Source organism: Maribacter polysiphoniae, assembly GCF_003148665.1.
In the GTDB taxonomy this organism is placed as follows: domain Bacteria; phylum Bacteroidota; class Bacteroidia; order Flavobacteriales; family Flavobacteriaceae; genus Maribacter_A; species Maribacter_A polysiphoniae.
In genome coordinates this window covers 396,379-412,357 of the sequence record NZ_QGGQ01000003.1, presented here as the reverse complement: position 1 = coordinate 412,357, position 15,979 = coordinate 396,379, and the positions used below count along the sequence as shown (strand labels likewise).

Genomic DNA, 15,979 nt, shown 5'->3' with positions numbered 1-15,979 from the left:
ATCAGAGATAGTCCCCTCTCTAAATGGATAGATAAGAACTTTAGGGTTCTGGGCAAATATATGTTTGGTTTAAATAGGAAAAGGCAATTGTTTCATAATGAACGCCAAATTTTTGTTCAATTGGGGAATGATTGAAAAAATGATTTGTTACGCGATTAAAACAACCCTCCAAAATGGCCATTTAAATGAGTTACTATGCTATACCCGGCACTTACCTAACCGCCATTTACCCATAAAACAAATTCTGCCAGCCTTGAACCAACCTAATGATTACCCAAGGAAATCACCTACCCCTGACAATCCCACTGACTACGCCACAATTACAAAAATACTTACCCTTCATACCCAAAAACACCATGATATATATGAAAATAATATCTGTATCATAGACAAAAAAAGGAGAGAAAATTACTTCCCTCCCTTTTCTCAAAACTAACTCAAACTAACAAAATCCTTAAAAAATGGATTTCTCAAATATCATTTACTACCAAAGAATAAATCAGAAACCAATTTTGAATCCATATCAAATCTTTTTGCGCTAATACCGGACTTATCGATTAATAGGTCCACTCGTGATTCGTGGTCCACTACCATAATAGGAAAATTGTTGCGGCCCTGGCTCCGAGGAATCACTGAATAGGAATGTTTATGTCCACATACCATCAAATCAATATCCACTTTATTTAAAATAGGTATGAATTTATTTCTCACTTCCAACTCTCCATGCCATTCATTTCCTTCTTTTTTACTAAAGGGAGGAATATGCATAAAAACTATCTTTCGTTCCGCATTCTTGAATGCTTCCGATGCTACCACCTTTGATAACCATTGGGCTTGTTGGTTACGGTACAAATCAAAATCCGCCATGCCGCTATACTCCATATCCGAATCGGGTTTATCCTCTCCGGAATCCAATACGATAAAGAAAGTCGATCCTGATGAAAATGTATAATAGTATTCCTTTTGTGGGAAATGAAAGTACGTATCCAATTCACGTGCTGCGGCTCCCCTTGTTTCATGATTTCCGCGTACAATATATAGCGGTTTTTCCTTTGCGAATATAGCCACACAAGTATCCAACACACTGTATATAACCTCTTCGCCCGTAGCATTGTTCACAAAATCACCATTCAGCAATACAAAATCCGTTTTGTTCCATTCCACATTATTCAAGAGTAGCCCCACTTTAGGTCCGTTTTCGTGCATATCGCTTAAAACAACACATGATGTTTGCTCCTTTTCCCGATCTAGTGTCGTAAAATAAAGGGGTTGTTTCTTATATACCCGTGTCGCCGCTATTTTACCTAAATCACCCTCTTCTGTCACTGCCTGCGAATAAATGCGATAGGCATATTTTGTTCGTGGTTTAAGGCCATTTATGGTAACCGAATGCCGTTTACCTATATTTTTTAATCCGCCGGTTGCACTAAACACTTTTAACCTTTCTTTTTGGTAAAAATTGGAGCCATCTTCCTCATAATATTCTACCCAGGAAACGCAATCAACGGAAGCGCTCCAATTGACCACCACACTATTGTCCGTTAAATATTGAATAAACGGGCCGTGTGTAATGGCGATATCTTGACCATATGTGAATTTCACAGCGCATACCAATACAACTATTATGTGAAGAAGACTCGATTTCCTGTTTTGCTTTTTTATCATTCTTTGTTTTTTAAGACATTTGTTTTTACTATTTATAACCAGACCTGACCATAAAAAAAGTGCCGCCCATCTCATCATTCAGGGCGGCACTTAAAAAATATTATTGGAAACGTACATCTACCAAAATGGGGAAATGGTCGGAGATATATTTATTTCCCCTTTGACCATCAACGGTATGGTGTTTCAAAATAGTCACATCCCCACTACTGAAGATGTAATCTATTCGCTCCCTTTCCTCATCGGGTTCCAACGCAAACCCGTTAAAGGTGTACGAAGGACCATAAACCTTTTTTGCCCGTGCCTTGCTATCCAAGATCTTTACGTTGGCTTCTTTCTCATCAACAAGTTCGGAATAAGGTGCTGCCGAAGGCGGAAAGTTAAAATCCCCACTGATCAAGAACGGTTCCGCTTTAGCTATCTTTTGAACCATTTTCTTTAAAAGCTTTGCACTTTCCAAGCGAGCGGTCTCCCCTTTATGATCAAAATGGACATTAAAAAAGTAAAACTCCTTTCCTTTACCCAAATGTTTCAACTTTACCCATGTTACAATACGGGGCAAAGCGGCGTCCCAGCCTTTTGAATTCACCTTTGTTGGTGTTTCCGACAACCAAAACGTACCATTATCCAATAGGTCGAAGGTTGTTTTCTTATAAAAAACAGGGCAAAATTCGCCTTCATCTCCCCCATTCCTGCCTATGCCCACATGATCATATTCAGGTAACCTTGTTACCATATCGTCCAATTGACTTTTTATAACTTCCTGTGCACCAAAAACATCCACATCGAAATAATCGATGCTGCTGCAAAGCCAGTCGCGCCTATTCTCCCATATGTTGATACCGTCATTCGGACTGGCATATCGAATATTAAAGGTCATTGCTTTTATATCTAAAGGACCCTGTGCAAATGTGTTCAGTGAACCCACTATAAAAAACAAGATAAAAAGTCTATAAATCATCTTTTTTTCCATTTTATTATTCGAATTATTCCCAACCTGGGTTTTGGGTTAAATTTGGATTCAATTGTAATTCTACCCTAGGAATGGGATAGAGATAATCCCGCTCTTCATTAAAAGATCTGACATTAAAATCCGGTTGGGGATTGATCAGGTTGTTTTCGTCGAAATACATATCAGAACCTATTTTGATATATTGAACACCTGTCATTTGTCCGGAAGGCTCATCCCCTTCAAATAAAACCACATCAACGTTTCCATCTGAATCCATATCATATTCACCAGTTCCCGGAAAATACAATCCTCGCAAAGGTTGGGTCAATGTTTGTCCGGATTTCCATCGAACAATATCGTTCCACCTATGGTTTTCCATATAAAGTTCGATCCTACGCTCTCTTCTAATCTCAAGAATTACACCTTTATTTGTGCCTTCGACCGTAGGATATTGATCTTCCAAAAATGGATCTGGATCACTATTGGCATCGTTTAGGCTCAAGGCAGGCATACCTACCCTTGCCCGTAACAATTGTATGGAGGCGTCCAAATCGGATTGTTCCAATGTTCCCAATTCCGCCTTGGCTTCCGCATAGTTCAACAAAACTTCGCCGAACCTTAATAGAGGTAAATCACCTATAGACTCATCATAGGTATCATAAACCGGTTCGGTCACATATTTTGTTAATTGATAACCCGTCATCGTTGCACCTAGATTAGGAACCAACTCCATACTTTCTCCTTTTCTTGTGTAACCGGGAGTTCTTATGGTCTGTGCTAACCGGGGATCCCTCCCCTGAACCTCTTCAGTAAAAAACAGCTCATCATATCCGGCATTATCGGTAAACCTCGACCCATCGTCCATCAAATAACTGTTCACCAAATCCTTGGGCATTCCCGGTCTCCCATAGGAAGACGTGGTGGTGTAGTAATTTACATTGTGGTCCACGGCCACTGTTTGTGTAAACTGCCTACTTAAAATAACTTCAGCGATCTGTGCATCGTGTGAATTGAACAGGTTCATGTAATCCGCTTCGATACTTCCCGTACTATAAACGGAATAAGGAGAGTCCTCCATCAAATCCAAGGAAGCTTCCATAGCGGCATTGAGGTATACTTCATAACCGGTAATATCCCGATACTTCTCATAGGTTCCCTCATAAAGGCCCACCCTGGACTTTAGTGCAAGAGCACTGTACTTCGTAATGCGATACGCCTGAACCTCTTCGTTCAAATTACTTATCGCCTTGTCCAAATCTTCCAAGATCTTGTTTGTGATGAACTGCCTACTTTCTCTCGGAGCTTGAAGACTTTCTAAATCATCAGCCTCAATAGTACCTTCATAGTAAGGAACTTCGCCAAACCTTTTCAATTTTTCGAAATAAAAATAAGCCCTGAAAAAATAGGCTACCCCACTGTAGTGTAATTTAGCGGCTTCATCTTCACATTTCTCATAATTTTCAAGAAAGTAATTAATATCCCTAAGGTATTCCCAATCCCATCCACCTCCAGTGGTCGGTATGGTTCTGGCACCACGCATTTCCTCACTTAACGTAGTTGCAACTATATTATCAGCCGTTTCGTCACCGTCATATATAGAGGTACTGGGAAACATTCTATAGAATCCGTTGGTATAGAGTAGTAAATCACTGGATTTTAAGAAGAAATTCTCAGGAGTCACATCTGAAAGTGGTTCCTTGTCTAAAAACTCATCACTACATCCCGACATTAATAGGATACAGATCAATAATAAATAATTAAATTTCATAATGCGTGTTTTTAAAATTGTATTGAAATACCCATTGAATAAATCTTTGAAAAAGGCACTGTTTGTGCCGTACTCCTATTCGCGGAAGTAGAAGGTGAATTAAGGTTCACTGAGTTACCAGCGGCTTCCGGATCAATATAATCAGTCAGCTTGGTAAATGTCAACAGATTCTCACCACTGAAATAAACCCTCAGCTTGTTGAAAGGTAAGCGGTCTATTATCTTGGAAGGAAGTGTATACCCCAAGGTTATGTTCTTCATTCTGAGGTAAGATATATCCTGTAAATATCTATTGTTAACGGCACCAAGGGCATCACTTTCGGAAAGAGCTATATACCCGAACATCCTAGGGAAGTATGCATCCGTGTTTTCAGGAGTCCAAATATCATTGGCCAAATCTTTTCGTATGAACGAATCATAAGGTCGGTTGTACATGGCCCAAAACAATCTTGAGTCACGATCCGGATACCAATCCTGTTTTCCAACCCCTTGAAAAAAGGCGGATATATCAAAACCTTTATAATCCGCATTTATCTTAAAGCTATACAGGTATTGTGGTGCTGTATTCCCTATAATCCTGCGGTCACCCGAATTATCCAATGTATTTTCCCCTTCATCGATTACTCCGTCATTATTCAAGTCCATATACTTGACATCCCCAGGTTGGAGTCCTCCTGCAGCAACAATTCTATTGGAGACCCTTGTCTGGTCCGCATGTGCCGCAACTTCGTCCGCTGTTTGAAAAAGGCCATCAATGTGATATCCCCATAACTCACCAATGGTCATACCTTCATAATAATCCAATAAACTATTGGTAGGGTTATCAAACTTCGTAATCTTGGTTTTTGAGTTGGATAAGGAACCAACAATTGAAAAATTGAACGTATCGTTACCCAATTCAAAAGAATCATTATACCCTAAAGACCATTCGAAACCTCTAGTCTGTAGATCTGCTGCGTTTTCCTGGGGAGAAGCTGCCCCCAATACACTTGGCAAAGTGGCTCCTTGAGTAAGCATGCCTTCCGTATCCCTTTGAAACCAATCAAAATTAGTCGTCAATCTATTTTGAAAAAAAGAAAGGTCCATTCCTAGGTTTAAGGTTTTTACCTCTTCCCAAGTAATTTCATTTGGATTCAAGCTTGGTGACTCAATATAATCCAAGGTGCCCCCGTCGATAGCGTAACCGGTATCAATATCCTTGTTTAAGGTAGGTATATAGGCATAATCATCAATGTTCTGATTTCCTAAAGACCCGTAAGAAGCCCTCAATTTAAATTGATTTATTGTATTGCTTTCTTTTAAGAATTCTTCGTTGGAAACAATCCATCCAGCAGAAACAGATGGGAAAAAGCCCCATCGATAATCAGATGGAAACCTTGAGGAACCATCGTATCGCCCATTAAGCTCCAATAGATATTTCTTCTTATAATCATAAGAAAGTCTATAGAAAAGACCTTGTAATCCCCAAGCTGAAGCACTACCATTGGCTTCTGCATTGGAAGTAGCCAAGCCTAATGAATTTAGGTCGTCCGATATACTGTTCAGTTTACTCGCCTCAATATTCTTAACATCATAAGACTCCTGATTGAAACCTACCATAGCACTTATAAAATGATCTGATAACTGTTTTCGATACTCCCCATACACGTTAAAAGCATTGTAACTTGATTGGCTGTTGTATTCGGTCAACCTATCGCTTCCCATAATACCGACTTCATCAGTAAATATCGAATACGGTATTCTCGTAGATCTTTGATATCTATTGTACGTCATTTTTCGCAGGGCATAACTTGTTGTTATTTCCATACCCTCAAAAGGCGTAATGATGGCTGTTGCGATATTCGAAAACTCTTGATTATCAGTTTCCTGTTTTGATTTACCATGCAGAAGTGCGGCATAAATCCCATCCCCTACCGTATAGTTATTCAATTCGGTCCTCCAAAGGGCATTACCATCCGGATTGACCGGTACATAAGCCGGTAAGGCATGTACCCATATCAAGCTGCTCCAAGGATTCGAATAATTACCGTATTGACTACCCCCATGTTGTATATCATTAGAGCGATTGTACTGCATATTATTACTAAAGGTCAACCAATCTTTTGCATCAACCTCCAATTTCCCCCTAAGGTTATATTGCTTGAAAATATCATCCTGTACTTTTAGTATTCCAGTAGATTGATAGTTTCTGTATGAGAAAAAGGTCCTCACTTTTTCCGATCCTCCAGAGAGTGAAACATTCGTAATATTGGATGGTGAATTTTTCCTGAAGAACGTATTCCACCAATCGGTTGCCCCATAATGTACGTATTGCTCCCTACCGTTGCGTATATCGGTTATAACCCTTGCCTTTGATGGATCTTGGGAAACCTCAAGAAGTGCAGCGTAATCTTGTTCGGTATACCCCGTATACGATCTTCCTACGGCCGTCCTAAAGGCTTCGTCGACCAACATTGTGGACTTATAGGGGTCCGTTAAGAAATCCGTATTCATCGTGGGCGAACTAAAGGCCGTCGTATGATTCACATTAATCGTAAAGTCTCCTTTCTTGGCTTTTTTAGTAGTTACCAATACCACCCCAAACGCTCCTCTGGCTCCATAAACCGCAGATGCCCCTGCATCCTTTAAAACACTTATGGCCTCAATATCATCTGGATTCAAGTTGTTGATATCCCCTTCAACCCCATCTACCATGACCAATGGCGAACCACCGTTTATTGTGGTAAATCCACGAATGTTAATCCTTGGTGCGTCTCCCGGTTTTCCACTGGTCTGAACAATATTAAGCCCAGGACTCGCTCCTTGCAACGCATTTGCGGCATTGGATAATGGTCGATTTTCAATAGTTGCGATATCTACCTTGTTGACGGCGTCGATTAGTTTCTCCTTACTTTTCTTTCCATAACCAACTACAACAACCTCATCCAAAGTATTGGAACCCGATTTTAATTCAATGACGATATTTGAACCTACTGTTTCCGTAATCTCCTGCATTTCAAAACCTATGTAGGTTATCTGGATTGTTGCCGAAGCACCAGAGATTTTAAGGGAAAAATTGCCGTCAAAATCAGTAGTGGTACCATTATTGGTTCCTTTTTCCATAATAGTGGCTCCTGGCAATGGATTCCCATCACTATCAACTACCAACCCTTCAATAGTGCCTTGCTGTTCTGCACTTCCTGTTTTAGGGCTTTCTGCAACCAATACATGGTTTTTATCGATTCTATAAATGAAATTGGCCTTTTTTGATAAACTTTCCAGTACTTTTTCCAATGGACTATTTTCTTGGACAACTGAATATTTTATTTCATTCTTCAGTACAAATTGACCATAACTAAATTCATAATCGGTTTTTTGTTCCAACTCGGAAAAAATCTGAACAAGCCTAGCATCTTTAAGTTTAATACTTATATTTGGCTCATTTGAACTGCCGGAAGCATAGACCCCTATAAAGCATAGGAATGCCAATATTGACAGTTTAGGTTTAAAATAATTAAAATCTATTTTCATATTAAGTGTTGTTTATATTTTGACATTCGACGCTTATAATTGAGGGGTCTGTAGCAGCAGACCCTTCTCCGTTTCTATTGGTTTTTAAAATTGGCTTCTATTTCATTGGTTTGGATTTTGGTTAGTTTTAATTCACTGATATAATTGATCGTATTCAATATGTCCTCCAAAGATTCTTCTTGGGCAATGGTCAAGGTCATTTGAACATTTTTTGTCCTTTCCTTTATAAACGTGATATTCACACTAAATCTAGATTCTAAATATTTGGCTAAATCAACCATTCTAACTTCATTAAACTCAGCCTTATTCTTATACCAGGATGTGTACAGATTGTGATCTATTTCGGTAGTTTTAAAAGATTTTGACATTGAGCTGTATTCAACCCTCTGGTTAGGTTTTAATTTTACGGCATTGACACCATTGGAAACTTGAACGAGACCTGTAGCTACCGTAACATCAATAACAGAATCGGTTTCCTTTATATTAAAACTAGTTCCCAAAACCTTTGTACTTATTGATCCTGTCGTAATGATGAAAGGCTTTTGTTCATCCCTTGCTATTTCAAAAAAGGCTTCACCATCCAACTCTGCAAGTCGTACTCCCTTATGATTATTGTCAAAACGTAATGAACTGTTTGCGTTGAGCGTAATTAGGCTTCCGTCTTCAAGTTTGGTGGTTTTAAAGGTTTCGGAATTGTTCGTAATCACTATGGCATTCGAAATATCCATATTGTAAAAAAATGTTCCTATACCTATTAGGATTACTATCGAGGCCGCTATCCTCATCCATGTTCCTGTAGAAACTTTTTTGTTTATATGACCTTCAATGTTACCAAAGACTTCTTCTTCGATCCTTTTCTTATTGTCATCGTTTTTAAAAACACTTGCTGTTGAATGTGAAATTGCGAAGTCTTGGAAATCATTTAGTATTTTTTCCTCTTTCGGCGAAGTTTTTCCTTGCAGATATTTATCTAGAAGCTCTTTGAATTGTTTTTCGGTCATGTCTAATGTTCTAATACTATATACCAGAACATCACCGTCACACGTAAAAAAAATTGATTATTTTAAAAAAAGGGAAACATAGGGTTTGGCTCCTATATGGTAAGTTCCCGCTTTATACGGACTATAGCATTGGAAATATGGGTTTCCACGGTCCTTTGGGAGATATTCAACATCTTCGAAATTTCAGCGTTTGCCAAACCTTCTTTTCTACTTAGGAGAAATACCTGATTGCATTTTTTCGGAAGCTTTTCCACGGCTTTATGGATCTTGGACTCTGTTTCCTTAACATATATTTTTTCCAAAGTCCCATCAGCATCAGAAGTACTCAATCCTTCCAAAAATTCCTCTGGTACGATATTCATCTTTGTATCCCTCAAAACTTTGAAAACCTTAAATCTTGTTGCCTTAATGATGTAAGCTTCTATGTTCTGATTAAGAATCTTATTTCTTCTTTCCCAGAGATCTATCCAAATCTCTTGGACAATATCCTTAGAAACAGCTTCGTCATGTAGCATACTAAAAGCCAACACATACATACGTTCCCAAAGCCTACCATATAGGATTCGGAGAGCCAATTGATCGGAATTCTTAATTCTCTCCATCAAATCGAAGGAAGAAATACGGTTAATCTTATGTTCCTGCATGGACACAAATAAATCAAATATTTAAGTCAGGAACATTAACTAAAAGTAAAGCTTAGATTAAAGAACTGTCTCATGATGAAGGGGTATTATAATGAAAAATCCTTTTATCATAATGAATGCCCGACACCATAAATAAGGTCTTACATAAACAGTTCCAAATAAAAAATGGGTAACCGAAATTGGCTCAAAACAAGGTTTATTTTATTATGTTGGCTGTGTGAAATTTTGAACTATTCTAAGATGGAATCCTAAGATTCGGATTCCTGATAAAGTCCTAAAAAACATTAATCCTTTAAATAATTCTGTTAGTTATACAAAACATATAAATTTAAAAATGTTCTAATAATCAGCGTATACGATTTTATGTAAAAAAGCTTGAAAAGGACCTGAAATAAGAGTTTGACTTATCAATAATCATGCGGTCTTTCCAAGAACCTCCCATTCTTGTTCTCCTTTTGTAGTTTGGTTGATTGACGTTTTATGGAATCGAAAAAAAAGAGTCTCCTTAAATCCAAACCTACATTATAATAGTTTAGTTCGCTTTAAAACCCGTCAGAAAGAATATTCAGTTTTTATGATCCGTTCAGCACGTTGCCTTTCATCATATTCCAGGCAAAGAGCTTCACTAAATAAGTCTTGGACCTAATCCCCTTTTTGGCTTTCCACTTCACTACCCCTCCCCCCTTTGCCGGGAAGTAATACTTCGCCCCCTAGCCAAAACGTGGAATCAAGTCCATTTGTAATCGGGAAGTCTAAGGAAGTTTTAATGGAGAAAGCAAACACCCATTAAAATTCATTTGTGTTTAAATAAAAATGATGATCATTACGTAGCTAATACCATATTTACCATATAACAATAATTCCTTAAGCCCTTTCATTACCGAAAAGACATTTGATAACCATTACGAAAAACACCATGAAGCCGATGTAAACAATCTGACAGGTTCAGTAATGTGTACGCCAATAGAATAGAGCCGTATCGAAATCATTATTTAGAAAGGGCTTATTGACAATAATTATGCGTTATACAACAATACTGCCCAAAATTCCAATCACAGTTTCTTTTTGCATTGTCTTTCGCCTGAGGTAGAAAGAAATTGGAGAATTGACAACGCGTGATTTTGGCTGATATCATCAATTCAAAGAACAGTTTCCTTTTCAGTCGTTAAGTTGTTCGGCTATGGATGGGTTTGATTGCCCCTGGATGAATACAAAAATCTTGAAATTATTCCAATCGAAGATTCCCATACCCCGCACTTACGGAAATCAAAAAACCAATTCTCACTCCTGATTTGAGGGAACACTACTATATTATTGACTATCGAAAAGCCCGACCAAAAATCGAAGAAGGTTTCTGCGAAATTATACTGTGAATTTGCAAACAAAAATATGAAATAAAAATAAGTGATATCTATATAAACCCCATCGTAAGATATTGGCCAAGGATAACGGTCCCCATATAATAATCTTAGCCAAATATTAAAACCATTATTATTTCCATCTACACAACATTTAATCCCCTATTCACATCTTTTATTGCGGTGAAAAATGATGTTCATATACCTTGCTGATGATTTAACCCCAAAGATTACCACGAATGAAATTGAGAAGTATAATTGTAGACGATTCATACATACAGCGGATGGCCGTGGCCAAATTAGTTGACAACCACCCAAACCTGGAAATGGTAGCGGAGTACAGCAATGCCATTGAGGCAAAGAACGGGATAAACAACAATGATATCGACCTTATTTTCTTGGATGTGGAAATGCCGATCATCAATGGTTTTGATCTTTTAGAATCCTTGGTGAACCCGCCACAGGTAATCTTGATTACCGGCAAACCGGATTATGCACTTCGGGCCTTTGATTATGACGTAACGGATTACCTGCACAAACCGATTACCCTGACCCGTTTCAATAATGCCGTAAAAAGGGCAATGGCCAATTATGGGAAGATGCACAAGGTTGACGGGGATGCTGAATATATCTTCGTGAAAAGTAATTTGAAAAAGCGTAAGGTTGTCCTGAACAATATAAAATGGGTCGAGGCGCTAGGGGATTATGTCAAACTGGTAACGGATGAGGCCAATATCGTAATACTCTCTACCATGAAATCCTTTGAACAACAGTTGCCAGAGGATAAATTCCTGAGAATCCACAAATCCTATATTGTAAATCTGGAAAAGGTCGAAAAGTTCAATAGTAAAAAAGTTGAAGTTGCTGGAAGACTGATACCATTGAGCCGAAACAAAAAAACGGAATTGATGGAGGCACTTAATGGCGTTTAGGTATTTCTCGAGAGTTTACAATGAAGTGACCATGCCAATACAATTTGTCGTTTTAGCCATGGCATGATTTGATGGGGTCTTCTGTAGGATATTCTATAAGTGCTGATTTATGGAATAAAAAACAGACGGGAATCCATCCAATAAAAACGTTGGCTTTATACCAAAAATAGGATGGAGTTTCCGGATGGGCATGAAAAGAAATGATAAGCAAAGGTTTAATCAACATTGCAGCCTTACCCTTTTGGGAAAACCCAATTTCAACGATTTTTTGTTACTATTGTTCGTTTTAGGGAAGAATTCTTCCCCGAAAAGGTTTCTGTATTCCCTAGGAAGTATTCGCTTGGTGCTTCCCATCGGAAGGTTCTTGAACTTTTTTGACATTTCGTTATTTAACATAGGTTCATCCAGACTTAAATCGGCATTCATCCGATCATGCTTGCTGTTTTCCTCCTCGAATTCCTTCTACCGTTTCATGTAGGCCACTATACCACCTTATTTCTTGTGCCATTGGTAAATAGAACCCTCGTCGATTCCCTGTTCACATGCAATTTCGGACACTCCATGTCCCTATTCAATTTCTTTGAGGATATTAATGCTCTGGCACTCGCTAAACGTACTTTTATTTGGGAGTTAAAATCTAAAATAAATTCGAATTCCATACTGTCCGATGTATCGGAAGAGGGACAGGATATCCTAGAAAATTACTTTTGGACCTATAAGATCAAATTACATCTCCCTGATTATTGTAGGGCTTCACGTACTTTCCTTAACCCATATGTTGTTCGGTCCCAATTTCCCCCCCTTTTGACGAAAAAATCATTCAATATTTCAATAACCACACAACCTTTGTAACAAAACAAACCCCTGTTATATGAAAACAATTTTACTTTTTAAAGTTATCTATTTAGAGACATTCAAGAACATTCAAAATTACGTCGTAAGGCACTATCTCAAAGCTTTTACCTGGTTTACCTTGGCCATGTTCGCCATGGTGCTCTATGTCTTTTTATACAGACTATTTACAGACTTCCAATTCTCTAACCTTTAAACATGTATAGAAAAGGACGGGATGGGAAAGTGTTGATTATTTCCGGCGCCTTATTTCTTGGCGCTATACTCCTATTGGTCATTATCATGACCTTTGGAATATAAAGGAATTCCTTTATTAATCAGTCAGTGCTACACTTAAATGCAAAAACACCAATTGTACATATAGTCGTCGATGGTTACCCATTACCCCTTTAAAAATGATAGGATCTTATTAAAGGATTTAATTGGTCACCCCAGTAATATGTGATAAATTTGACGAGATATCAAGCATCAATATTACTACAGAAATATTTCCCATAAAGAATTTTAATAATTTGATTTTAATACCTGATTATATTTTACAAGTATCAACTAAAGGTATGACTTGATTCATTCATTAGATGAGCAATTACTAAATTTCTATAATAAACTTATGGTAGCTGATTTTTAGTTAATGGTTAGTGTTTAAATGCTCCATAATTTAAGGGCTCCATTTTATGGAGCCCTTTTTTCAATAATTACAATTCAACTTGTTCCATATGTGTCAATCTAGGGACAATGGTTATCCTTGGTAAAATCGAATCTGGATTAAAATTGTATTCAACTCCTATTTTAGGACCATCCCCAATCAGGGATGGTCTCCTCCTAGATTATAATAATTTGGTTTGCTTTAAATGCCGCCAGGAAGAACAATCCGTTTTCATGATCCGTTCAGCACGTTCCCTTTCATCATATTCCAGGCAAAGAGCTTCACTAAAAAAGTCTTGGACACAATCCCCAATTTCAGCTGTCCATTTCGTTGACCCTTCCCGATACTCTGGGAAGGAACACTTCATTACCGAGCCAAAATTGTGAATTAAGTCCGCTTTTCATCGGAATGTCATCACTTCGATTTTCCTAACCGAATTTTCGGCGAAGTCTTCTTGAGCCATCACTCGAAAATTCTTAAAAACCGAACCGCTGCCTTACACATTTTAAGGGGTTTATAATGGATAAAGCCACTATTGTTTTTCGGGGCGTCGAAAAACAGGCACGACATAACCGATTCTAATTTAATCACAGCTGCTTATTTCGCTTAACTGTCGGTACGCTCAAACGCAACTGCGTTTAAAAGAATTGCTAATGCCCTTATGGAACTTGTCAAGACTGTACAAGTTTTAGTGAAAAATAAGGTATCTACTTCCTTGAAAATGCGAGCATTTTACTACGTCGCAAACACACCTGATTTATTCCATAAAAGTCTTGACAAAACCCACTCTATCCATTGTGCGATGCACAAAGGAAAAGAACAAACACCCCTTAAAATTCAATCTGGATTGAAAAGGGAATTATTAATCTTTTAAATTTTTTAGTTATGAGTACTATTAGAAACCACGTACAGTTAATTGGAAATGTTGGACAAGAGCCAACCATTACGAACCTTGAAAGCGGTAAGAAAGTAGCCCGATTGTCATTGGCTACCAATGAAAACTACAAAGACAATAAAGGCGAAAAGCAAACGGACACCAATTGGCACACCGTTGTCGCTTGGGGTAAGAATGCCGAAATTATCGAAAAGTATGCCGATAAAGGCAAGGAAATCGGTGTGGTGGGAAAATTAAAGACACGCACCTTCACCGCAAATGACGGCAACCAACGCTATGTTACCGAAGTGGTAGCCGATGAAATCCTGTTGATGGGCAGTAAGTAAAAAGATAAAGAGGGTGTGCCTTGGACAGGAACACCCTCTTTCATCATTAATTAATCCTAAAAAGACGTAATAATGAAAGCACAGGTTAACGAAATACTAGAGGGATTGCAACATTTTCACGGTTCTGAAATGTTCTATCAAATCCCATTGATACAAACCCGGTTTACAAACGGATTGAATTATTTGGCCCAGGTGGCGGAATGCTTTTGGTTGATTACGGATACTTCCGTAATCGCCAAAAGTTTAATGAACAAAAGCCATTTCATCACGATAGATTTTAAAAGGCTATCGAAAGAAAAACAGGATTCAACAGGTTATGAAGCCGAAATGATTTACAGCGATGGAAACGGTAATATATTGGAAACGCATCGATACCACCTTACCGATTTCCCTTTGGATGAACTGCGTTTATTTTTTGTAAATGATACGCTCATGCTACCCAGTGAATATTAAAATGGAAGACTTATGAAATCCATACAATTATAACTATGTTTTCCTTATCCAAATAACAAAACACACCAAACGGGCCCTTTTATTATGAAGGGCTTTTTTGATGCCCAATCCCCTAATTTCCATATCTTTATAGCCTTAGAAAAGCATTGATTTTCTAGTGGCCATCACCTTGATTATAATTTGACTTTCCTTGATGGCCAAACTCGAGAAATATGATATGGGCAACCCACGATAGTGAGGTTGTTCGGAAATTTTTGGTCCCCTTGGGACGAAAAATGGAGAAGCAAGAGGGTAACACGCTGCGCGCTGTTACATGGGTTTATACATATATAATATTCTGATATACAACACTTTAAATATATTTACAAAAGCGATGGCCTGGGGCTTTTACAGCAAATGATGCCAGAACGCCCGTAAACAGTTGAAATTTTACAGTAAAAATGAAGGATCCGTATCAAAAATATCGTTTTTCGGCCATTAATATCAAAAAGGATGTTGCCATGCGCTTTCGGAACTTTTCCCGATTGGTATCGGATTCGCATACCCATACCTTGGAGAGGGTCATGGATTTTTTTGAATGGAACGACCTCTCTCCAAACGATGACCTGGGTATCAACAACAACAGGACCAACAAGCGGATCAATGCCGTTATCGCCATCCTTAAAAATATTGAAAAGCACCAGACCCTACCGACAAAGGCGATGTTGGATACCCTCTTCCAAGTAATTTCCAACATGGAAGATACGGAGGAAAAGGAGGAAGATTTTGATTTTGGATCGCCCGAACCGCTTTCCCGGGACAACGAACTGGACCACTACCGAAACCGCTATGAAGAAATGCAACAACAACTTGGCAATTATAAAAAACGGATGCTGCATCTCCTAGAGCAAATGACCTTCGTGAAGGGAACCTTTGGCAAAGGACATTATAAACTGGATATGGACAAAAACGAATTTGAAGAATTAAAAAAAGGACTTTAAC

General features: G+C 38.3%; 15 protein-coding genes. 8 read left to right on the top strand and 7 right to left on the bottom strand.

Annotated elements, in window-relative coordinates; translation table 11 throughout:
• Window positions 1-477 precede the first annotated feature (477 nt).
• The 6 genes from LX92_RS09400 to LX92_RS09375 form a co-directional block, all read right to left on the bottom strand.
• Window positions 478-1,665, bottom strand: a complete 1,188-nt coding sequence (locus tag LX92_RS09400; protein WP_170117820.1) for a metallophosphoesterase — start codon at window positions 1,663-1,665, stop codon at window positions 478-480.
• 100 nt (window positions 1,666-1,765) lie between these two features.
• Window positions 1,766-2,623: an endonuclease/exonuclease/phosphatase family protein gene (locus LX92_RS09395; RefSeq protein WP_170117819.1), complete on the bottom strand. Its 858-nt coding sequence runs from the start codon at window positions 2,621-2,623 to the stop codon at window positions 1,766-1,768.
• A 25-nt stretch (window positions 2,624-2,648) separates the two neighbouring features.
• On the bottom strand, window positions 2,649-4,382 hold the full coding sequence (locus LX92_RS09390) for a RagB/SusD family nutrient uptake outer membrane protein (RefSeq protein ID WP_109650029.1): 1,734 nt from the start codon (window positions 4,380-4,382) through the stop codon (window positions 2,649-2,651).
• Between the two features lie 11 nt (window positions 4,383-4,393).
• Window positions 4,394-7,891 (bottom strand): SusC/RagA family TonB-linked outer membrane protein, encoded by a 3,498-nt coding sequence (locus LX92_RS09385; RefSeq protein WP_109650028.1) that lies wholly within the window; start codon window positions 7,889-7,891, stop codon window positions 4,394-4,396.
• A gap of 74 nt (window positions 7,892-7,965) precedes the next feature.
• Window positions 7,966-8,892 (bottom strand): FecR family protein, encoded by a 927-nt coding sequence (locus LX92_RS09380; protein ID WP_109650027.1) that lies wholly within the window; start codon window positions 8,890-8,892, stop codon window positions 7,966-7,968.
• A gap of 92 nt (window positions 8,893-8,984) precedes the next feature.
• The gene (locus tag LX92_RS09375) at window positions 8,985-9,536 is read right to left on the bottom strand and encodes an RNA polymerase sigma factor (protein WP_109650026.1); all 552 of its coding nucleotides are present in this window, start codon (window positions 9,534-9,536) and stop codon (window positions 8,985-8,987) included.
• Window positions 9,537-10,370: 834 nt separating this feature from the next.
• On the opposite strand from LX92_RS09375, the gene LX92_RS22905 reads away from it, so the two are divergent.
• The 5 genes from LX92_RS22905 to LX92_RS22425 all read left to right on the top strand — a co-directional run bounded on the left by LX92_RS22905 (window position 10,371) and on the right by LX92_RS22425 (window position 12,874).
• Window positions 10,371-10,508 carry a hypothetical protein gene (locus tag LX92_RS22905; protein ID WP_262509840.1) on the top strand — a complete coding sequence of 46 codons (138 nt, stop codon included), beginning with the start codon at window positions 10,371-10,373 and terminating at the stop codon, window positions 10,506-10,508.
• A gap of 320 nt (window positions 10,509-10,828) precedes the next feature.
• Window positions 10,829-10,909, top strand: a complete 81-nt coding sequence (locus LX92_RS22730; protein ID WP_223308351.1) for a hypothetical protein — start codon at window positions 10,829-10,831, stop codon at window positions 10,907-10,909.
• Window positions 10,910-11,133: 224 nt separating this feature from the next.
• Window positions 11,134-11,826, top strand: coding sequence for a LytR/AlgR family response regulator transcription factor (locus tag LX92_RS09365; protein ID WP_109650025.1), 693 nt, complete (start codon window positions 11,134-11,136; stop codon window positions 11,824-11,826).
• A 432-nt stretch (window positions 11,827-12,258) separates the two neighbouring features.
• Window positions 12,259-12,678: a hypothetical protein gene (locus LX92_RS09355; protein WP_109650023.1), complete on the top strand. Its 420-nt coding sequence runs from the start codon at window positions 12,259-12,261 to the stop codon at window positions 12,676-12,678.
• Between the two features lie 19 nt (window positions 12,679-12,697).
• Window positions 12,698-12,874, top strand: coding sequence for a DUF6747 family protein (locus tag LX92_RS22425; RefSeq protein ID WP_170117818.1), 177 nt, complete (start codon window positions 12,698-12,700; stop codon window positions 12,872-12,874).
• Window positions 12,875-13,505: 631 nt separating this feature from the next.
• Here the strand turns inward: LX92_RS22425 and LX92_RS22285 are convergent.
• Window positions 13,506-13,691, bottom strand: coding sequence for a hypothetical protein (locus LX92_RS22285; RefSeq protein WP_146197817.1), 186 nt, complete (start codon window positions 13,689-13,691; stop codon window positions 13,506-13,508).
• Window positions 13,692-14,209: 518 nt separating this feature from the next.
• Here LX92_RS22285 and LX92_RS09345 point away from each other — a divergent pair.
• The 3 genes from LX92_RS09345 (at window position 14,210) to LX92_RS09335 (ending at window position 15,978) form a co-directional block, all read left to right on the top strand.
• Window positions 14,210-14,545, top strand: coding sequence for a single-stranded DNA-binding protein (locus tag LX92_RS09345; protein ID WP_109650021.1), 336 nt, complete (start codon window positions 14,210-14,212; stop codon window positions 14,543-14,545).
• Window positions 14,546-14,617: 72 nt separating this feature from the next.
• Window positions 14,618-14,998 (top strand): DUF6876 family protein, encoded by a 381-nt coding sequence (locus tag LX92_RS09340; protein ID WP_109650020.1) that lies wholly within the window; start codon window positions 14,618-14,620, stop codon window positions 14,996-14,998.
• A gap of 440 nt (window positions 14,999-15,438) precedes the next feature.
• A complete protein-coding gene (locus tag LX92_RS09335; protein WP_109650019.1) occupies window positions 15,439-15,978 on the top strand; it encodes a BfmA/BtgA family mobilization protein in 540 nt (179 codons plus the stop codon).
• Window position 15,979: the final 1 nt, after the last annotated feature.